Consider the following 19,090-nt stretch of genomic DNA (forward strand, 5'->3'; position numbering starts at 1 on the left):
GGAGTCGTTCGCGATGTCTTGGCGTTCCTTGGCTTTCGCCCTTCCGTTCACGGCGGTCGCCGCCCTTCCGTTGGCCGCGCAGCAGCCGCGGCTGACCTCGCCGGAGCAGTTCTTCGGCCACCAGATCGGCGCCGACTACGTGCTCCCCAACTACAGCAAGTTCCACGAGTACTGGATCCGCCTCGCCAACGAGTCGGACCGCATGGAGCTCGACACCATCGGGCTCACGGCCGAGGGTCGCCCGCAGATCATGGCGATCGTCTCCAGCCCCGAGAACCTCCGCAACAAGGAGCGCTACCGGCAGATCGCTGAGCGACTCGCGCGCGCCGAGGGCGTGACGGCGGAGCAGGCCCGGCAGCTGGCCCGCGAGGGCAAGGGCATCGTCTGGATCGACGGCGGCCTGCACGCCACCGAGGTGCTGGGTGCGCAGCAGCTGATCGAGACCAACTGGCAGCTGGTGAGCGGGCAGGACGACGAGACGAAGCGCTTCCTCGATGACCTGATCATCGTGATGGTGCACGCCAATCCCGACGGCATGGAGCTGGTGAGCGACTGGTACATGCGCAATCCGGATCCGCGCCGTCGGACGTACAACAACATCCCGCGCCTGTACCAGAAGTACATCGGGCACGACAACAACCGCGACTTCTACCTCGCGGCGCAGCCGGAGTCCGAGAACCTGAACCGCGTGCTGTACACCGAGTGGTATCCGCAGGTGATGTACAACCATCACCAGACGGGTCCGGCCGGCACGGTGATGTTCGCGCCACCGTTCCGCGATCCGATGAACTTCAACATCCACCCGTTGATCAAGACGGGCCTCGATGTGGTCGGCGGCGCGATGCACAACCGCTTCGTGCTCGAGGAGAAGGGCGGTGTCGTGATGCGTTCCGGCGCCGGCTATTCCACGTGGTGGAACGGCGGCCTGCGTACGACGGTGTATTTCCACAACATGATCGGCTTGCTCACCGAGACGATCGGGACGCCGTCGGGCATGGAGATCCCGTTCATCGCCAGCCGGCAGATCGCCAGCGCCGACCTGCCGCTGCCCGTGCAGCCGGGTCCGTGGAAGTTCCGCTCGTCGGTCGAGTACTCGGTGACCGCCAACAAGGCCGTGCTGGACGTCGTCTCGCGCAACCGCGAGCACTTCCTGTTCAACATCTGGAAGATGGGCAACGACCGCATCGAGCAGGGCAACCGTGACAGCTGGACCATCTGGCCGAAGCGCAACGCGGCCGTGGCCGCGCGCATCGACGCGGAGAACCGCCAGCGCCGTTCGCAGCAGCAGGCCGACAACCCGATGGCCTTCCTCGGCGGCTTCGGCAATGCCGCGCAGCAGCGCACCGGCGAAGCGGCGCAGCAGATGATGGCCGCGATGAAGTCGCCGGAGAACCGCGATCCGCGTGCGTACATCATCCCGGCCAACCAGCGCGACTTCCCGACGGCCGTGCGCTTCATCGTGGCGCTGCAGAAGGCCGGCATCGACGTGCATCGCGCGACGGCGGCCTTCTCGCACGGCGGCAAGCAGTACCCGGCCGGCTCGTACGTGGTAAAGGTCGGCCAGGCCTTCGGTGCCCACGTGCTCGACATGTTCGAGGCGCAGGATCACCCGAACGACTTCCGCGTGCCCGGTGGCCCGCCGACGCCGCCCTACGACAACGCCGGCTGGACGCTGGCGATGCAGATGGGCGTGGTCTACGACCGCGTGCTCGACAACCTCACGGGTCCGTTCGAGAAGATCGCGCCGACCAACCGCGTGCGTCCGGCGGCCGGCACGGTGGCGAGCGCGAACGTGTGGCATCTCTCCGGCGCGCACAACGATGCGTTCATCGTCGTGAACCGTCTGCTCAAGGCCAACCAGATGGTGCTGCGCAAGCCGGACGGCACCTGGGTGATCCCGGCCACCGCCGGCAGCCGCCCGATCGTACAGCGCGCGGCCACTGAACTTGGCCTGTCGTTCACCAGCGGCAACAACACCGGTGCCACCGCCGTGCGTCCGATGCGCATCGGCCTGTGGGATCGCTTCGGCGGCTCGATGCCCAGCGGCTGGACGCGCTGGCTGCTCGAGCAGTACGAGTTCCCGTTCACGGTCGTGTATCCGCAGGAACTCGACGCGGGCAATCTGAACGCCAAGTACGACGCGCTCCTCTTCGTCGACGGTGCGATCCCGGCGTACCGCAGCGGCCCCGCCGCGGCCGGCGCGCAGGGCCAGGGTGGCCCCGGACAGCAGGGCGGTGCAGGGGCTGCGGACGCGATTCCGGCCGAGTTCCGCGGCTGGCTCGGCAACGTCACGCAGGACCGCACGGTCCCGCAGCTCAAGCAGTTCGCCGAGAACGGCGGCACGATCATCACGATCGGCAGCTCGACCAACATCGCGCAGCACTTCGGGCTGCCGATGAGCAACCATCTCGTGGAGCGCATGCCCACGGGCGAGGAGCGTGAACTCGGCAGCGAGAAGTTCTACGTGCCGGGCTCGCTGCTGGAGGTCGCGGTCGACAGCACCACGGCGGCCGGTCGCGGCATGACCTCGCGCGCGATCGTCATGTACGACAACTCGCCCGTGTTCCGCCTTGCGCCGGATGCGCAGGCCAAGGGCGTGACGCCGATCGCGTGGTTCGACACCCCGAACGCCCTGCGCAGCGGCTGGGCCTGGGGTGAGACGTATCTCGAGGGTGGCGTGGCCGCCGCGGACGCCCGCGTGGGCCGTGGTATGGTGCGCTTGATCGGCCCCGAGGCGTTGTTCCGTGCGCAGCCGCACGGGACCTTCAAGCTGGTGTTCAACGGGTTGATCGGGACGCGCTGAGGCAGGGTGAAGGGTGAAGGGTGAAAGGTGAAGGGTGAACGGTGAACGGCGGAGGGAGCGAAAGCTTCCTCCGCCGTTCGTTCGATGGGGGTTGGGTGGTGGCCTGCGTATCTTTGGCGGATGCGTAGTTCGCTTTCCATCGCCATTCTCGCGGCAGGTGCCCTCGCGGTTGCGGCGGCGTATGCGTTGACGCTTCTCGCCGCCGTGCCGGCGATGGCGCCGTGGTTGCTCGCGACGGGGGCTGTGCTCGTGCTCACGGGACTCGGACTGCTCGGCGCGGGCCCGCGTGCGCCGCGCCTAGCGGCGGCAGTGCTCGTTGCCTGCGGCTGTACGCTGCTTGGCTTCTGTGTCGCGCTGACCATGACGCCGCACGCGGCCAATGGTCCCTTGCTCTTCGGATTGCCGCGTGCCACGGCCTTGATGCTCCTGCTCACGGGTGGCATCCCGCTCGTGTTGCTGCCGCTGGCATACGCGTGGGCGTTTCCGCGTGAGGTCGAGTCCAAGTGATTCTCACTGTGGGCATCGCCTACTTCGCCGCCTGCGCCCTGATCGGTTGGCTCGCTGCACGGCGTACGAAGTCCGCTGAGGATTTCTTCCTCGCCGGCCGCTCGGTGGGACTGCTGCCCTTCGCCATCGCGGCGATGGCGACGACACTCTCGGGGTTCTCGTTCATCGGTGGACCGGGGCTGGTCTACTCGATTGGCCTCACCGCGCTGTTCATCATCTTGCCGGCGGCGCTCACGAACACCTACGGCGCGCTGGTGCTCGGTGCGCGCATGCGCGCCCTCGGCGAGCAGCATGCATTGATGACCGTGCCGGACGTTCTCGCGCTGCGCTACGGCTCGCGCGCGGTGCAGGGCTGGAGCGCGGTCGCGATCCTGGTGGGTGTCGTCGGATACCTCGGCACCAACGTGCTCGCCCTCGGGCTCGTGGTGCGCGCCCTGTTCGGCCTTGAGCTCACGGCGGCGCTGTGGATCGGCACCGCCGTGCTCATCGCCTACTCGGCGAGCGGCGGCATCCTCGCGGGTATCTGGGTGGATGTTTTCCAAGGTGCGTTGATGGCCATTGCGAGCAGCATCGTCTTTGTATTCGCACTGGATTCAGGCAACGGACTCGCCGCCATCACGCGGGCAATCGAAACGGTCAACCCTGCGCTCGTCGGCCCCTGGGGCGCGCGCGGGGCGATGGTCGCGCTGAGCTTCTTCTTCGTCTTTGCCGTCGGCTCGCTGGGCCAGCCGCATATCGCGCACAAGTATTTCATGCTCAAGGATGCGCGGCGCCTGCGCTGGTATCCTGCGCTGATGACTGTTGCGATGATCCTCGCGCAGCTGCTCTTCGTGGGCGTCGGGCTTGCCGTGAAGGCGCTGGTCGCACGTGGCGAGATGCCCGCGCTCGCCACCGCTGACGATGCGACGCCGCAGTTCTTGCTGCGCTACGTACCGGAGTTCGTGAGTGCCCTCGTCTTCGCCGGCGTCGCCGCGGCGATCATGAGCACGGTCAACAGCTTCTTGAACATCGGTGCCGCCGCCATCACGCGCGATATCCCCAAGGCCCTCGGCCGGACACTCGACGCCACGCAGGGACTTCGCAGCGCACGCCTGTGGACCGTCACCCTCGCTGTCATGGGAGCCGTCACCGCGCAACTCAGCGGCACGCTCGTCGCGTTCCTCGGCATCTTCGGCTACGGCCTCTTCGCGAGCACGCTGGTGCCCGCACTCGCCATCGGCCTCACCTGGGAGCACGGCACCAAGCAGGCAGCCCTCGCCAGCATCCTCACCGGCCTCGTACTCACACTCGCCCTCGAGACCGCCGCCTACGCCAAGCTCATCAGCCTCCCCACCGGCGTAACCGTCAGCGGCCTCAGCCTCGTGACGAGTATCCTCGTGTACGTCACGGTATCACTCGCCAGCCAACCGACGCGTGAGCGCAGAAGCTCTCAGCTTACAGCTTAGAGCTCACAGCTGCCGTTCAGTTACTTCAGCAAGCCTTTCGCAATCGTCGACAACTGCATGTTCGACGTCCCCTCATAGATCGTCCCGATCTTCGCATCGCGATAGAACTTCTCCGCGGGATAATCCTTCGTATAGCCGTACCCGCCGAAGAGTTCGAGGCTCAGCGACGTCACGCGCTCGGCGACCTGCGACGAATACAGCTTCGCCATCGCGCCAGCCTGCGCGATATCCTCGCCGGCGTCACGCAGCCGCGCCGAGTTGTAGACCATGAGTCGCGCGGCTTCGAGTTCGGTCGCGGCCTGCGCGAGCTGGAACTGGATGCCCTGGAACTCGGCCAGCGACTTCCCGAACTGCTGCCGCTCCTTCACGTAGGCCACCGCGGCGTCGAGCGCACCCTGCGCCACGCCGATCATCTGCGCCCCGATGCCGATGCGTCCTTCGTTCAGCGTCTCGATGGCGATCTTGTAGCCCTGGCCGACGGGGCCGAGCACGTTGAAGTCGGGGACGAACACATCCTCGAGAATCAGCTCGGTCGTGCTCGAGGCACGGATGCCGAGCTTGTCTTCCTTCTTGCCGACGGCGAAGCCCGGCATGTCGCGCTCGACGATGAACGCGGTGATGCCCTTGTAGCCCTTCGCCGGGTCAACGGTCGCGAAGAGCACGAAGATGCCCGCCTCGGCGCCGTTGGTGATCCACATCTTGCGACCGTTCAGCTTCCAGCCGCCGTCCACCTTGGTGGCGCGCGTCTGCAGGCCGAAGGCATCCGATCCGCTCGACGCCTCCGACAGCGCGTAGGCGCCAACCGTGCCCGAGCACAGCGCCGGCATCCATTTGTCGAGCTGCTCCTTCGTGCCCGCCGAGAGCAGCGGGTGCGCGACGAGCGTGTTCTGCACGTCCACCATGATCGCGCTCGAGGCGTCGGCCTTGGAGATCTCCTCCACGGCCAGCGTCACCATCATCACGGAGCCAGCGGCGCCCCCGTGTGATTCGGCGGCTTGGATGCCCATCAGGCCCATCTCGAAGTAGCCCTTGATGAGCGCCGGGTCGAGCTTGGCTTCGCGCTCCATCTGGGCGATGCGCGGACGCACTTCGCCGTTCACGAACTCGGCGACGGCGGACTTGAAGGCCTGTTCGTCCTCGGAAAGCTGCGTGAGGGCGGGGCGGGGAGTCAGGAGATCAGACGACATGTCAGGCACGCGTTGGGGGGATATCGCGGCGCAGGGCGCCGGTCAGATCGGTGGGTCGTTGAAATGCGACGCCGGCATCCCGAACAGGTACCCCTGCAGGAGGTCGGCGCCCAGCGACACGAGCGCATCGCGCTCGCTGGCCTTCTCGATGCCCTCGGAGATCACCTGCATCTTGAGATCTTCGCAGAGCTGCAGCATCGCGCGGACGACGCGCTGCTTGGTCGGGTTCTCGTCGATGCCTTCGACGAGCGAGCGGTCGAGCTTCACGATCTCAGGGCTGAGCTGCGTGAAGCTCGAGAGCCCCGCATAGCCGGTGCCGAGGTCGTCCACGGCGAGGCGATAGCCGAGGAGGCGCAGATCGCGCACGATGTTGCTGATGTCGCCCATCTTCTCGATGCTCGCGCGCTCGGTGATCTCGAGGACGATGCGCTCCGCGAACGGCGCCAAGGGCGACCCGAGTCCGTGCAGCGAATGGTCGAGCAGGTCGGGCGGGTGCACGTTCACGAACAGCAGACGGCCGTCGGGCAGCGACGGCGCGTGCGACGCGATCTTCGTGTAGATGGCCCGCGTGAGTTCGTCGGAGCGTCCGAGCAACGACGCCGTGCCGAGCAGCGCTTCAGGGTGCTCCAGCGTCGGCTCGGCAGAGCGTACCAGGGCCTCGAAGCCCAACGCGCGGCGCTGCCGCATCGAGACGATCGGGTGGAACACGATGGCGAGGCGGTCGAGCGCTCGCGTGAACGACGCGTTGAGCGCCTTCTCGTCGTCCACCGGCAGCCCCTGTGCGCCTCGCAGGGCGAAGGCCTCGCGCTTGAGTCGCGCGAGATCCGACAGTAGCACGGCGCGCGTGACGGCCTCGATCAGCTCTTTCGGGGCGACTGGCTTCAGCAGGTAGCGGTGCGCACCCCAGGCCATCGCATCGATCGCCGTCTGCAGCGACGGACCGCCCGTGATCAGGATGACGGGTGTGTCGAGGTCCCTCTCGCGAATGGTCCGCAGGAGGTCCAGCCCGCTCATCCCGTCCATGTTGATGTCGGAGAGGATGGCGCTGTACGTGCGCTCGGCGATCAAGCGCAGCGCGACCTCGCCGGACGGAGCCGGGTCCACCACGAAGCCGGAGCGGCTGAGTAGCATCGACGACGCCTGCAGCACGGCGGCGTCGTCGTCCACGATCAGGACTCGGCGGTGGTGTTCGGACATAGGGCTGAAAGTTAACGCCGGAGGGCCGACTCGGGCTGGACAGGTCCGGCGCGCCGCGGCATCGTCCCGCATGCGAGTGCCGTGGAGACTCCTGAGTATCGGTCGGAGGCGGCGACTGCCTGCAACGGCGCTGGCCCTGATGCTGTTCACGGCGCTGGGGGGCGTCCTGCCGACCACACGGCTGGGTGCCCAGGCGCGGCGACCGGTGCCCAAGCCGGAGACGCCGGCTGCGCGCGTGCCCTCCGTGCGACCCCAGCAGTTCCTGACGCTGCGCGGTCCGGACCTCGCAGTCGGTGAAGATGCCGACGAGGGTCCGCTGCTCTTTGCCCACATTTCGAGCGTGGCAGAGTTCGCCGATGGCACGATTGTCGTCGCGGAAAGTTCTGACAACACGCTGCGCGTCTTTGATCGCGAGGGCCGGCACGTCTCGACATTCGGCCGTCGCGGTCGCGGACCCGGCGAGTTCACCAATCCGGTGACGTTGCTCAAGCTCGACGAGCAGCGCCTCTTGGTGATGCAGGCGTTCTTCGGCGCCACGCTGTTGCATCGCGAAGGAGGCGAACTGACGCTCGCGCGCGCCGCGACGCGTGAGTGGGACTTCATCTCGGGCTGTGTGACGCCGACTGGCGCTGTGGTCGCCGTCTGGGACGGTACGCACTCGCTGCTCCGTCTGGCGCCGGACCTCTCCAGGCTTCGGGCGTTCGGCCAAGGCTGGAGCAAGGACTCGATTCCGTCGCTCGTCGAGATGGAGAATCGAGGCGGTGGCATGCTCGCCTGCGCATCCGATGGGGCGGTTGCCTTTGCCCAGCCGAGTGGTCCGAATGTGCGGCTCTATGGCGCGGACGATCGCCTGCGCTGGGAGATCGTGCTGCCGTCGTATCGCCACACCTTCTACTTGATGACGCGAGGGCCCGGGGGATCCCGCGGTGCAGCCACAATCGGCTACGGCGATGACTTCACATCGGCGCTGTGGTTTCTTGATGCCAACACACTGGTGCTGCAGGTTTCGCGGCGCGATCTCGCCTCCGGCGGAACTCGCGCGCGCAGTGGCGGCGCGTTCTATCCGACGATCGTCTCTGTGACGACGTACTTCATCGACGCGGCGAGCGGCCGCCTGCTCGGACGCAGTACCGCGCTGCCCAGCCTGATCAGCGGCGGAGGGCCCTCGACGTTCCGCACGGTCGAGGACCCGTTCCCGCAGCTGCAGCGCTACCGCGTCACGCCCACGACGCGACGTTGATCAGCGGTCGTAGTTGAGGATCGGCGCCAACCAACGCTCCGCCTCTGCCTGCGACACGCCCTTCCGCGCCGCATACGCCTCGACTTGATCCTTCTCGATCTTCCCGACGCCGAAGTACTGCGCCTCGGGATGCCAGAAGTACCAGCCGCTCACCGCCGAGGCCGGCTGCATGGCAAAGCTCTCGGTGAGATGCACGCCCGAGAGATTCTCGGCGTCGAGCAGGTCGAACAGCGTGCGCTTCTCCGTGTGGTCCGGGCAGGCCGGATACCCCGGCGCGGGGCGAATGCCTTGGTACTGCTCCCTGATCAGCGCCTGGTTGTCGAGATGCTCGTTCGGCGCGTAGCCCCACAACTCGCGCCGCACCTTCTCGTGAAGCCGCTCGGCGAAGGCCTCGGCCAGACGGTCGGCCAGCGCCTTCACCATGATGGAGTTGTAGTCGTCATTCGCCGCCTCGAACTCAGCGACCTTGGCATCGAGCCCGATGCCCGTGGTGACCACGAAGCCGCCGAGGTAGTCGCGCACGCCGGCGGACTTCGGCGCCACGAAGTCGGCGAGGGCGTAGTTCGGACGCCCGTCGTTCTTCACCATCTGCTGGCGAATGGTCTGGATCGTGACGGTCTCACGCCCTTCCCCCTTCACCGTTCCTCGTTCGACGTAGATCTGCTCTTCGCCATCCGACCACGCCGGGAAGAAGCCGACGACGGCCCGCGCGCGCAGCCACTTCTCGTCGACGATCTTCTCGAGCATGGCCTGCGCGTCGTTCCATAGGTTGCGCGCGGCTTCGCCGACGACCTTGTCCTCGAGGATCGCCGGATACGAGCCCGCCAGCTCCCAAGTCTGGAAGAACGGCGTCCAGTCGATGCGCGGCACGAGCTCTTCGAGCGGGAATTCGTCAAAGACGCGCACGCCTTCGAAAGACGGCGCCGGGGCGTCCCCAGTCCAGGTGAGCTTCGGCTTGTTGGCCCGCGCCTCGGCGATCGTCTGCCGCTTCTGGTCCTTCTGTCGCGCCGCGCGATGCTTGCGCACGGCCTCGTACTCGTCGGCGACTTCGCGCACGAACTGGTCCTTCAAGCCGTCGCTCGTCAGCGAGCTGGCCACCCCCACCGCACGCGAGGCGTCGAGTACGTGCACCACCGGGCCCGTGTAGTTCGGCGCGATCTTCACGGCCGTGTGCACCTTGGATGTCGTCGCGCCGCCGATGAGCAGCGGAATCGTCCAGCCCTCGCGCTGCATTTCGCTGGCGACGAAGGCCATCTCTTCGAGCGAAGGCGTGATCAGGCCGGAGAGGCCGATCATGTCCGCGTTGTGCTCGCGCGCCGCTTCGAGGATCTTCGCGCAGGGCACCATGACGCCGAGGTCCACGACCTCGAAGTTGTTGCACTGCATGACGACGCCCACGATGTTCTTGCCGATGTCGTGCACGTCGCCCTTGACCGTGGCCATCACGACCTTGCCCTTGGCCCGTGACTCCGGGTTGAGCGCCTTCTCGGCTTCGATGTAAGGAATCAGGTGCGCGACCGCGCGCTTCATCACGCGGGCCGACTTGACCACCTGCGGCAAGAACATCTTGCCGGCGCCGAAGAGGTCGCCGACGACGTTCATGCCCTGCATCAGCGGGCCTTCGATGACCTCGATGGGGCGGTCGAAGAGGTGGCGGGCTTCCTCGGTGTCCTCGACGACGAAATCCGCGATGCCGTGCACCAGCGCGTGCGAGAGGCGCTCGTGCACCGGCCCTTGGCGCCAGGTGAGATCCGCCTTCTTGGCCTGCGACTGCCCCTTGGCTTGGTCGGCGACGGCCAGCAGGCGTTCGGTGGCGTCGGCGCGGCGAGCCAACACCACGTCCTCGACGCGCTCGCGCAGGTCGGCCGGGATGTCCTCGTAGAGCACCAGCGCGCCGGCATTCACGATGCCCATGTCCATGCCCGCCTTCACGGCGTGGTACAGGAACACCGAGTGGATGGCCTCGCGCACCGGGTTGTTGCCGCGGAACGAGAACGAGACGTTGCTGACGCCGCCGGAGATGCGCGCGTGCGGGCAGCGCTGCTTGATCAGCCCCGTGGCTTCGATGAAGTCCAGCGCGTAGCGGTTGTGCTCTTCGATGCCCGTGGCGATCGCGAAGATGTTCGGGTCGAAGATGATGTCTTCAGGCGGGAAGCCCACGCGCTCGGTGAGGATCTTGTATGCGCGCTCGCTGATGCTGACCTTGCGCTCGACCGTGTCCGCCTGCCCCTGCTCGTCGAAGGCCATGACGATCACGGCCGCGCCGTAGCGGCGCACCAGCGTCGCCTGGCGGATGAACTCGGCTTCGCCTTCCTTCAGCGAGATCGAGTTCACGATGCCCTTGCCTTGCACGCAGCGCAGGCCGGCCTCGATGACGCTGAACTTCGAGCTGTCGAGCATGATCGGCACCTTCGAGATGCCCGGCTCCGACGCCACGAGGTTGAGGAAGCGCGTCATCGCCGCCTCGGCGTCGAGCATGCCCTCATCCATGTTGATGTCGATGATCACCGCGCCCGCCTCGACCTGCTGGCGCGCGACCTCGAGCGCCTCGTCGTAGCGATTGCCGATGATCAGCTCGGCGAACTTCTTGGAACCCGTGACGTTCGTGCGCTCGCCGACGTTCACGAAGTTCGAGTCGGGGCCGATGACCAGGGGCTCGAGACCCGAGAGGCGCAGGCGCTTCGGAATCTCGGGAATCGTGCGCGGCGGCAGGCCCTTCACCGCCTCGGCGATCGCCTTGATATGCGCCGGCGTCGTGCCGCAGCAGCCGCCGACCACGTTCACGAGGCCGCTCTCGGCGAACTCCTTCAGAATCGACGAGGTGTAGGCCGGCGTCTCGTCGTAGCCGCCCATCTCGTTCGGCAGGCCGGCGTTCGGATGCACCGTCACGTAGCAGTCGGCGACGCGCGCGAGCTCCTGTACGTATCCGCGCAGGTCCTTGGCGCCGAGCGCGCAGTTGAGGCCCACGCTGAAGGGCTTGGCGTGCATCACCGAGTTCCAGAAGGCCTCGGTGGTCTGGCCGGTGAGTGTGCGGCCCGAGGCGTCGGTGATGGTGCCGGAGATCATCACCGGCACACGCTCGCCGCGTTCGTCGAACACGCGTTCGACGGCGAAGATCGCCGCTTTGGCGTTCAGCGTGTCGAAGATCGTTTCGATCAGGATGATGTCGGTGCCGCCGTCCAGCAGGCCCTGCGTGGACTCGGCGTAGGCCTCCACCATCTCGGCGAAGGTGATGTTGCGCGCGCCGGGGTCGTTGACGTCCGGCGAGAGCGAGGCGGTGCGATTGAGGGGGCCGAGCACGCCGGCGGTCCAGCGGGGGCGTCCGTCCTTGGCCTCGAACTCATCACATAGATGGCGCACTAACCGTGCGCCTTCCGTGTTGAGCTCGCGCACGATCTCCTGCATGCCGTAGTCGGCCATCGAGATGCGCGTCGAGTTGAACGTCGCCGTCTCGATGATATCAGCGCCGGCTTCGAGGTAGGCGCGGTGGATGCCGCCGACCACATCAGGCCGCGTGAGGATCAGCAGGTCGTTGTTGCCCTTGAGGTCGCGCGACCAGTCGGCGAAGCGCGAGCCGCGGTAATCCTTCTCGGTGAGCCCGTAGGTCTGCACCATCGTGCCCATCGCGCCATCGATGATCAGCAGGCGATGCTTGGCTTCGGCGTGGAGGGCCTCGATGCGAGAGGCGCGGGTGAACGTGCTCATGATGCCGCCTCCGTGCCCCGGTCCGCCTGCACCGTGCGTGCGCGAAGGCCGAGCAGGTGGCAGATGGCGTACGTGAGGTCGGCGCGGTTGAGCGTATAGAAGTGGAACTCCTTCACGCCGGCCTGGGCGAGCTGCGTGACCTGTTCGGCGACCAGCGACGCGGCGACCAGCTTGCGGGTCTCGGGATCGTCCTCGAGCCCTTCGAAATGCTTCGCGAAGGCGCTCGGCACGCTCGCGCCGGCGACCTTCGCGAACTTCGCCGTCTGCGTGAAGTTCGTGACGGGCATGATGCCCGGCACGATCGGCGCGGTGATGCCGGCCTTGCGGGCGCGGTCCACGAAGCGCAGGTAGGCCCAGTTGTCGAAGAAGAACTGGGTGATGGCGCGCGTCGCGCCGGCGTCGAGCTTGCGCTTGAGGTTGTCGAGGTCTTCCTGCGGCGACTTCGCCTCGGGATGCACCTCAGGATACGCAGCGACCGAGACCTCGAAGTCGCGGCGCTTGCGCAGGCCTTCCACGAGCTCCGCGGCGTAGGCGTAGCCACCCGGGGTGGGGAAGTAGGGCGCATCGCCACCGGGGATGTCACCGCGCAGCGCGACCACGTGGCGGACGCCGGCGTTCCAGTAGTCGTCGGCGACGGCGTCGATTTCCTCGCGCGTCGCGGCCACGCAGGTCAGGTGCGCGGCCGGCACCAGGGAGGTCTCCTGCAGGATGCGATGCACCGTGTGGTGCGTGCGCTCGCGCGTGGAGCCGCCGGCGCCGTAGGTCACCGACACGAAGTGCGGCGTGAGCGGCGCGAGCCGCTGGATGGACTTCCAGAGCGTGGCCTCCATCTCGTCGGTCTTCGGCGGGAAGAACTCGAAGGAGATCTGGAAGGGCGCGGGGGCGGGCGCGGCTGCGCTGGCGGAGCTGGCTGTCACGGTGGTTCCCAAAAGCACGAAGGCCCGGAGCGAGGAGGCGCACCGGGCCGGCGCTTTAGCTGAATGTTTAACGTGGCCGCAAGTTGCCTCGAAATCGCCACGGAATCGGTTGTGGACTATATCCTAGCATCCGGATGAACGGATGGCAAGGTGGCCGGTCTCGGCGCGCCATGGCGCGCGCGGGCGCGCGCTACGGCGCGCGGTGATACAGCGGCGTCGTGGCCGGTGCCGGGAAGATCGCCACGTCGTCGCCGAAGCCGAGGATCGACGCGGAGGCAATCGTGCGCTGCGGCACCGTCGGCGAGGCCGGCGTGCTGTTCACGTCCAGCTGTGTCGGTGCCAGGCGCACGAACTTCGACTGCTCATGCCCGATGAAGAGCCCGCCGGCGTTATCGAAGGCGAAGCCCTTGGGCATCGTGAACTGATTGAAGTAGAGGATGCGCGTGGGCGTCGCGGCCTGCGTGCCGGTCGCAGCGACCACCGACGGCTCGACACGGTACAAGGCCTTCTCCTCGAAGCTGCTCACCCAGAGTTCGCCGTTCGGGCGGAAGGCCAGATGGAACGCGCTCAGCGCGGTGGCCCCTGGCGTCGGCGGCGTCGGCGTGGTGAACGCCACGGAGAGATTCGCCGCCGTCGTGATCGTCGTCCCCAGGCGCGCGGCGTCATAGCGGCGCAGGTGTGTCTGGTCAGCCACCCACAGATTTCCCGCCACGTCGAAGGCGATGCCATTCGGGTTCGTGAGCCCGGTGATCTGCACCGTCGGCGACACCGTGCCCGAGGTCAGCAGTTGCGCCGGCGTCAGGCGCACGATGCGGCCTTGGCAGCCGAGGCTCATCCACAGATTGCCGTACGGATCGAAGGCCAATGCGCCCGGGCCGAGGCAGCTGAGGCTTGCGATGTTGATGCTGCGTTCCGCGACCGGGTTGCCCGTGCCGGAGAGCTGTGCGGACGCGTAGCGCATGAGCGCGGGGTCGCTGTTCGACTGGCCGCGCACCCACAGGTTGCCCTGGCGATCGAACGTGACGCCGGCACCGCCGCGGGTGCCTGCGGTCACGTTGGGCGCCAGGGTCGCGGTGGCCGCCAGCTGCGAGGTGGAGAAGCCCAGCGTGTAGTAGCCCGCACCGAACCAGAGATTGCCGCTGGTCGGGATCCGCGCGTACGTCACGTTGGTCGTCGCGCTGCGCGTGTCATACACGCAGACGCTGCGCGGCAAGGTCACATCGCCGTGTACCGCGTCGATGAGCGGGTCCGTGACGGAGACGGCGGACGCGTTCACCGTGTAGATGCCCGAGGCGATGCCCGTGAAGGTCTGCGTGGCGCTGAGCGCGAAGCTGCCGCCGGGACCGCTCACCGTCACTGCAGCCGTCTCGCCGTCGGGAACACCGGACACCGAGACGGTGAGGTTGCCGGTGCCGCCTTCGGTGCAGGGCACAGGCGGAATGGCCTCACCGCAGGCGGCGATCAACAGGGCGCCGCTCGCGGCGACGGTCGTCAGCAATGGAGAACGCGGCATACTCGGAGTCTGTGAATCGTGCAGTGGCCGCGCAATCGCGGGGCGCGGCTATCCAAACAATGGACGCAGTAGCTGCGGGGCGGTCACGAGTACCCCGAAGCGCAGCAGCCGGCCGCCGAGGCAGGTCGCCACGAAGGGCAGGAATGGCAGGCGCACCAGGCCCGCGCCGATCGCCGCGAGATGAAACGGCGGCACGCTGAGCACGGCGCTCAATCCCAGCACGCCGATCCCGTAGCCCGGCCGAGCCTCGAGCATCGCCATGGCGCGCGCGACGTACCTTGCCCCCACGCGCCCGACCGCGCGGTCTGCGTGTCGACCCAGCGCGTACCATGGCAACTTCGCGGCCACGTGGCCGAGCGTGAACGCGAGCCCCATCGCAAAGGCCAACCAGCGCGGCATCACGAGGCCGATGGCCAGTGCGGTCGCCTCGGCGAGGCCAATGGGCAGGATGCCCGTGGCGATGCCGGCCGCCGCGGCGGACCACAGTGCCAGCGCGGGTGAGCTGAGGTCGAACTCGGGCATCGCTCAGCCGCCGCGGGCGAGCGTCTCGGCGGCGGCGACGCTCGCGCCGTCGATGTCCACGACTTTGCGACGCGCGCTGGCCCCGGCCACGACGCGCACGTTGCGTGCGGCGACGCCGAAGGCAGCGGCGAGTGCCTGCGTGACGGCTTCGTTCGCGGCGCCGTCCACCGGCGCGGCGCTCACGCGCACCTTGAGCGCATCGCCGTGCAGGCCGCCGACGCCGGGGGACTTCGCGCGTGGCTGCACGTGCACCGTGAGGCGAATGCCCTGCGCGGTCGCGGTCACCTGCAACAAGTGGATCTCGTGCTCAGGCGCCGATGGCGTCGAGCACGACGCTGCGCAGCAGCGACAGCAAGAACCACGCGACGATCGGCGAGATGTCGATCATGCCGATCGTCGGCAGCACACGCCGCAGCGGTCCGAGAAACCACTCGGTGAGTGCCGTCGCCGCGCGACCGACCACCGTGTAGTGGCCGCCGATCCAACTCATGATCACGCGCGCCATCACGCCGAGCTGGAGAATCGAGAAGGTCCAGCCGACGACGAGACGCAGGACGCTGTAGGGGCCTTGGTGCGTGGCGTAGTACGCGTACGACAGCGTGTCGCGCACGAAATCGATGACGCCCAGCAGGAGGGCGCCGATGAGCAGCACGGCGAGCAGGCCCCACCACGGCACGCTCGTGCGCGGGGCGCCGAAGCGCGCCGCGAGGCGGTCCAGCGGACGCAGCGGGAGGTCGAAAAGGCGGCGTGCGCTGCGGGCGGCGGCCCCGAAGGGGTTCAACCGGCGTGAGCGCTCCAGCCAGGCCCACAGCGTGAGCGGTGCCGCCACCAGCAGCGCGATGGCGATGCCGATCTGCAGCGGAATCCGGATGATGTGCAGCAGAAGGATGAAATCGGCCATTGGCGGGGCGGGAGCCTGGGCACGAAATGTGACAGCCTGGCTCGGTACGGGGTATGGCTGGACGTGATGGACAACACGATGGACGAGTCGCTGGTCGGCGGCACGCCGTGGCGAGGACAGCAACGTCCGGGGTATCCTCCCCAGACCTCGCTCATGCCTCAAGCCCACGGTGCACCCTCGATCGATCCGACCCTTCCGCTGCGGGCCAAGGCGGGGGATCGGCAGGCGTTCGCCCAGCTGGTGGATGCAACCTATCCCCGCGCGTTGCGCTTCGCCCTGCACATGGTGGCGAATCGCGAAGACGCGGAGGAAGCGGTGCAGGACACCTTCGTGCGGGTCTACCACAACCTGCGGCGGTTTCGCGACGATGCGCGCTTTGAGCCTTGGCTCTTTCGCATCCTGGCCAATCGCTGCCGGACGTTGCTCGCCAAGCGTGCACGACACGCGACGGTGATCCAGTACGGCGAACTGCCCGATCGGATCGGTGCCACGTCGGATGTCGAGCGCGATTGGACGGAAGAGGTCTACAAGGTGCTCGACACGCTGCCGGCGGAACAGAAGGAAGCCTTCCTGCTGCGGCACGTCGAGGACATGGCGTACGAGGACATTGCGGCGATCACCGGTGTGGGGATGAGTGCCCTGCGGATGCGCGTCAAGCGCGCCTGCGACACGCTGCGTGCGCGGCTTTCGGAGATGATGCGAGATGACTGACATGGAACGAGACCCCGAGATGGACCCCGTGATCGCCCGCGTGCGCGGCACGCTGCGGTCTGACGCCCGTGCGGCGACGGATCCGCAGGCAGTTGGCCGTCTGCTGCAGGCGGTGTGGGCGGCCCCGCGGCCCTCGCTGTGGCGACGGGCGGTCGAGGCCTTCCGCTCGCCGGCACTCTCGGGGCTCAGCGCCTCGGCGCTGGCTGCCGCGGCGCTGGTGATCGGCTTCGTGTCGCGTGGGGCGGTGACGCCGCGCACGGCCACTGAGCCCACGCCGGCCGCTGGCCCGGCGACGGGCGAGTACCCGGTCACCTTGGCGGCGAACGAAGGCGGCGAGGTCCGCGTCGCGACGCAGTTCGTGTTTGAGTCGAGCACGGCGCGCAGTGTCGCCGTGGTTGGCGAGTTCAACGGCTGGGACGGCTCGGCCCTGCCCATGACCCAGGTGACACCCGGGGTCTGGGAGGCCACGCTCCCCCTGCCGCCGGGCCGCCATGTGTACGCCTACCTCATTGACGGTACATTGCTCGTGGCCGATCCGCGCGCGCCCAAGTCGGGCGACGAGGATTACGGCCGCGAGGGAAGTGTCGTGATGGTCTTCGCCCGATGATGATGCCGCGATTCGCACCCACAATCGCCGCGCTGATGCTCATCAGCGCGATGGTCGCTCCGGCGGCGCTTGATGCTCAAGCGTCGCAGGGAACGCCCGTGCTCACCATCGCCGACGCGAGGACACGCCAAGTGGTGGAGCGCGAGATTGCGCGCGCCGCCCAGCGTGGGCTGCCGGTCCGGGCCCTCGTCGCGAAGGCAAATGAAGGGGTCACGAAGCAGGCCACCGGGGAGCGCATCCGGGTGGCCGTGTCGACGTTGGCCAGGCGCCTGGAGCAGGCGCGGGACCTTCTCGCTCCCTCGCCATCGGACGCGGACGTCATCGCCGGCGCAGACGCGCTCGCGGTCGGCGTGCCCGCCCCGATGCTGCGACAGATCCGCGCGGCGTATCCGGCGAACCAGTCCGTGGCCATGCCACTGGACGTGCTCACCGAACTCGTCGCGCGCGGGGTTCCCGCGTCCAACGCGCTTGAGCAGATCACGCAACTGATGCGACGCGGTGCCACCGCGTCGCATATCGCCGGACTCGGCGCGTCGGTGCAATCCGACGTGGCCGCCGGCCTGACGCCCGATGCGGCGTTAGAGGTGCGGGCGCGTGGAGTGATGTCGCTGCTCCCGTCACCCGCCGCCGCCGCCGCGCTCGCTCCCCGCGGCACGAGGCCATAGTGCCGGCGTGACGCCCCGCCGCCTCGCGGCGTGGGGGCTCGTCCTCCTCGCGCTCGCCGCTCCCGCGGCGGGCGCGCAGCGTTTGCCCGAACTGCGCATCGAAGGTGGCATCGCGGCGATCACGCAGCGTGGCTTCTCGCTCGAGAATGCGGCCCTGCTGGCCGTGCTCTGGCGGCCGGAATCGGAGAAGTGGGGCTTCGTCACCAGCGCGAACCTCACCTACGCGCAGGACTCACTGGCCGCGGCGCAGGGCGTCGCGGCCATCGACGTGCCCTGGGGTCCGAGTGATTGCTTCCGCACCGAGGCGGGCCTCGCCGGCGCCTCGTTCTCGCTGCGCAGCGCTGGACGTGGCGGCAACGGCAACGGCTTCGTGCGCCAGCATGTGGTCGCCTCGTCGAACTACGGCGTGTGGGTTGGGATCGGCACCGGCAATACGGATCGCGACGGCGTCTTCAGTCGCACCCTGACCGGCGACCTCGGACTCTGGCAGCGCTGGGGTCCGCTCTACGTCTCGGCCGTCGCGGCGCGCATGCAGTCGGCCGACTGGCCGCTGCTGCTCGCCTCCGGTGTCACGCGCGATCCCGACGATGACGTCTTCGATCTGCGCGACGCACAGCTCACGGCGCAGCTGCGGCTCGGGCCGCACGATCTCGCGCTCACCTACACCGCGCGCGATGGCGTCGCCGGCACGGACGCGGCATTCCAGGCGCTGATGTGGAGCGGCACGCTGCAGATTGCCGATCGTGTGGCCTTGGTCGGCGCGGCGGGCCGTCAGCTCGCCGATCCGCTGCGCGGATTGCCGCAGGCGAATGTCATCACGGGCTCGGTGCGCGTCTCGCTGGGCCCCAAGCCGCTGCCCGTGCTCGAACGCTCGTTGATCGCCCGTGCGAGCATCGAACCGATGAGCGCCGGCGGCGGCGAGTTGGTCGTGCGCGTGTTCGCCTCGGACTCGCTTGAGATCATCATCGCCGGGGACTTCAGCGACTGGCGCCCCATCCGCATGGAGCGCGAGCAGAGCACCTGGGTGGCGCGCGTGCGCCTGCCGAGCGGCAAGTATCGCGTCGCGGTGCAGGTGAACGGCGGTGAGTGGCGCGCCCCGCGCAATCTCGCGCGTGTGCGCGACGACTTTGGCGGCGAAGCGGGCTTGGTCGTGATACCTTGAGGGGTCGG

General features: G+C 68.0%; 16 protein-coding genes and 1 riboswitch. Of the genes, 8 read left to right on the plus strand and 8 right to left on the minus strand.

All coding sequences use genetic code 11. The features are described 5' to 3' along the window. Positions 1-13: 13 nt before the first annotated feature. The 3 genes from Strain318_RS01790 to Strain318_RS01800 all read left to right on the plus strand — a co-directional run bounded on the left by Strain318_RS01790 (position 14) and on the right by Strain318_RS01800 (position 4,755). Complete coding sequence (locus Strain318_RS01790) at positions 14-2,803, plus strand: M14 family metallopeptidase (protein ID WP_367886822.1); 2,790 nt, start codon at positions 14-16, stop codon at positions 2,801-2,803. A 120-nt stretch (positions 2,804-2,923) separates the two neighbouring features. Then, positions 2,924-3,310: a hypothetical protein gene (locus Strain318_RS01795; RefSeq protein WP_367886823.1), complete on the plus strand. Its 387-nt coding sequence runs from the start codon at positions 2,924-2,926 to the stop codon at positions 3,308-3,310. Further along, positions 3,307-4,755 (plus strand): sodium:solute symporter family transporter, encoded by a 1,449-nt coding sequence (locus Strain318_RS01800; RefSeq protein WP_367886824.1) that lies wholly within the window; start codon positions 3,307-3,309, stop codon positions 4,753-4,755. Before Strain318_RS01795 ends, Strain318_RS01800 begins: the two co-directional genes overlap by 4 nt. Positions 4,756-4,775: 20 nt before the next feature. Here the strand turns inward: Strain318_RS01800 and Strain318_RS01805 are convergent, their stop codons facing one another. After that, positions 4,776-5,942: an acyl-CoA dehydrogenase family protein gene (locus tag Strain318_RS01805; protein ID WP_367886825.1), complete on the minus strand. Its 1,167-nt coding sequence runs from the start codon at positions 5,940-5,942 to the stop codon at positions 4,776-4,778. 42 nt (positions 5,943-5,984) lie between these two features. After that, positions 5,985-7,139 carry an EAL domain-containing response regulator gene (locus Strain318_RS01810; RefSeq protein WP_367886826.1) on the minus strand — a complete coding sequence of 385 codons (1,155 nt, stop codon included), beginning with the start codon at positions 7,137-7,139 and terminating at the stop codon, positions 5,985-5,987. Positions 7,140-7,278: 139 nt separating this feature from the next. Between Strain318_RS01810 and Strain318_RS01815 the strand changes: the two genes are divergently transcribed. Beyond that, a complete protein-coding gene (locus Strain318_RS01815; RefSeq protein ID WP_367886827.1) occupies positions 7,279-8,379 on the plus strand; it encodes a 6-bladed beta-propeller in 1,101 nt (366 codons plus the stop codon). Here Strain318_RS01815 and metH read toward each other — a convergent pair whose 3' ends face one another. The 6 genes from metH to Strain318_RS01845 all read right to left on the minus strand — a co-directional run bounded on the left by metH (position 8,380) and on the right by Strain318_RS01845 (position 15,937). Continuing rightward, a complete protein-coding gene (gene metH / locus Strain318_RS01820; RefSeq protein ID WP_367886828.1) occupies positions 8,380-12,084 on the minus strand; it encodes a methionine synthase in 3,705 nt (1,234 codons plus the stop codon). Further along, a complete protein-coding gene (gene metF / locus Strain318_RS01825; RefSeq protein WP_367886829.1) occupies positions 12,081-13,001 on the minus strand; it encodes a methylenetetrahydrofolate reductase in 921 nt (306 codons plus the stop codon). The genes metH and metF overlap by 4 nt, the downstream gene beginning before the upstream one ends. A gap of 35 nt (positions 13,002-13,036) precedes the next feature. Then, positions 13,037-13,112: riboswitch (SAM riboswitch) on the minus strand. A gap of 79 nt (positions 13,113-13,191) precedes the next feature. Next, positions 13,192-14,514: a Vgb family protein gene (locus Strain318_RS01830; protein ID WP_367886830.1), complete on the minus strand. Its 1,323-nt coding sequence runs from the start codon at positions 14,512-14,514 to the stop codon at positions 13,192-13,194. A 48-nt stretch (positions 14,515-14,562) separates the two neighbouring features. Then, the gene (locus Strain318_RS01835; RefSeq protein ID WP_367886831.1) at positions 14,563-15,036 is read right to left on the minus strand and encodes a hypothetical protein; all 474 of its coding nucleotides are present in this window, start codon (positions 15,034-15,036) and stop codon (positions 14,563-14,565) included. 3 nt (positions 15,037-15,039) lie between these two features. Next, on the minus strand, positions 15,040-15,321 hold the full coding sequence (locus Strain318_RS01840) for a DUF167 domain-containing protein (RefSeq protein ID WP_367886832.1): 282 nt from the start codon (positions 15,319-15,321) through the stop codon (positions 15,040-15,042). A gap of 22 nt (positions 15,322-15,343) precedes the next feature. Next, positions 15,344-15,937 carry a YggT family protein gene (locus Strain318_RS01845; RefSeq protein ID WP_367886833.1) on the minus strand — a complete coding sequence of 198 codons (594 nt, stop codon included), beginning with the start codon at positions 15,935-15,937 and terminating at the stop codon, positions 15,344-15,346. Here Strain318_RS01845 and Strain318_RS01850 point away from each other — a divergent pair. From Strain318_RS01850 to Strain318_RS01865, 4 genes are read left to right on the plus strand one after another with little or no spacing between them, the layout of a single operon-like run. Continuing rightward, positions 15,911-16,648 carry an RNA polymerase sigma factor gene (locus tag Strain318_RS01850; protein ID WP_367886834.1) on the plus strand — a complete coding sequence of 246 codons (738 nt, stop codon included), beginning with the start codon at positions 15,911-15,913 and terminating at the stop codon, positions 16,646-16,648. The genes Strain318_RS01845 and Strain318_RS01850 overlap by 27 nt on opposite strands. Then, positions 16,641-17,255: an isoamylase early set domain-containing protein gene (locus Strain318_RS01855; RefSeq protein ID WP_367886835.1), complete on the plus strand. Its 615-nt coding sequence runs from the start codon at positions 16,641-16,643 to the stop codon at positions 17,253-17,255. The genes Strain318_RS01850 and Strain318_RS01855 overlap by 8 nt, the downstream gene beginning before the upstream one ends. Continuing rightward, a complete protein-coding gene (locus Strain318_RS01860; protein WP_367886836.1) occupies positions 17,252-17,920 on the plus strand; it encodes a hypothetical protein in 669 nt (222 codons plus the stop codon). The genes Strain318_RS01855 and Strain318_RS01860 overlap by 4 nt, the downstream gene beginning before the upstream one ends. Before the next feature lie 7 nt (positions 17,921-17,927). Then, positions 17,928-19,082, plus strand: a complete 1,155-nt coding sequence (locus Strain318_RS01865) for a glycogen-binding domain-containing protein (protein WP_367886837.1) — start codon at positions 17,928-17,930, stop codon at positions 19,080-19,082. The last annotated feature ends 8 nt before the right edge of the window (positions 19,083-19,090 follow it).

The organism is Pseudogemmatithrix spongiicola, from assembly GCF_030623445.1.
GTDB classification, from domain to species: domain Bacteria; phylum Gemmatimonadota; class Gemmatimonadetes; order Gemmatimonadales; family Gemmatimonadaceae; genus Pseudogemmatithrix; species Pseudogemmatithrix spongiicola.

Coding starts and splice junctions, on each gene's coding strand:
- Strain318_RS01790 (WP_367886822.1), top strand. CDS start 14: ATGTCTTGGCGTTCCTTGGCTTTCGCCCTTCCGTTCACGGCGGTCGCC.
- Strain318_RS01795 (WP_367886823.1), top strand. CDS start 2,924: ATGCGTAGTTCGCTTTCCATCGCCATTCTCGCGGCAGGTGCCCTCGCG.
- Strain318_RS01805 (WP_367886825.1), bottom strand. CDS start 5,942: ATGTCGTCTGATCTCCTGACTCCCCGCCCCGCCCTCACGCAGCTTTCC.
- Strain318_RS01810 (WP_367886826.1), bottom strand. CDS start 7,139: ATGTCCGAACACCACCGCCGAGTCCTGATCGTGGACGACGACGCCGCC.
- Strain318_RS01815 (WP_367886827.1), top strand. CDS start 7,279: ATGCTGTTCACGGCGCTGGGGGGCGTCCTGCCGACCACACGGCTGGGT.
- metH (WP_367886828.1), bottom strand. CDS start 12,084: ATGAGCACGTTCACCCGCGCCTCTCGCATCGAGGCCCTCCACGCCGAA.
- Strain318_RS01830 (WP_367886830.1), bottom strand. CDS start 14,514: ATGCCGCGTTCTCCATTGCTGACGACCGTCGCCGCGAGCGGCGCCCTG.
- Strain318_RS01835 (WP_367886831.1), bottom strand. CDS start 15,036: ATGCCCGAGTTCGACCTCAGCTCACCCGCGCTGGCACTGTGGTCCGCC.
- Strain318_RS01845 (WP_367886833.1), bottom strand. CDS start 15,937: ATGGCCGATTTCATCCTTCTGCTGCACATCATCCGGATTCCGCTGCAG.
- Strain318_RS01855 (WP_367886835.1), top strand. CDS start 16,641: ATGACTGACATGGAACGAGACCCCGAGATGGACCCCGTGATCGCCCGC.
- Strain318_RS01860 (WP_367886836.1), top strand. CDS start 17,252: ATGATGATGCCGCGATTCGCACCCACAATCGCCGCGCTGATGCTCATC.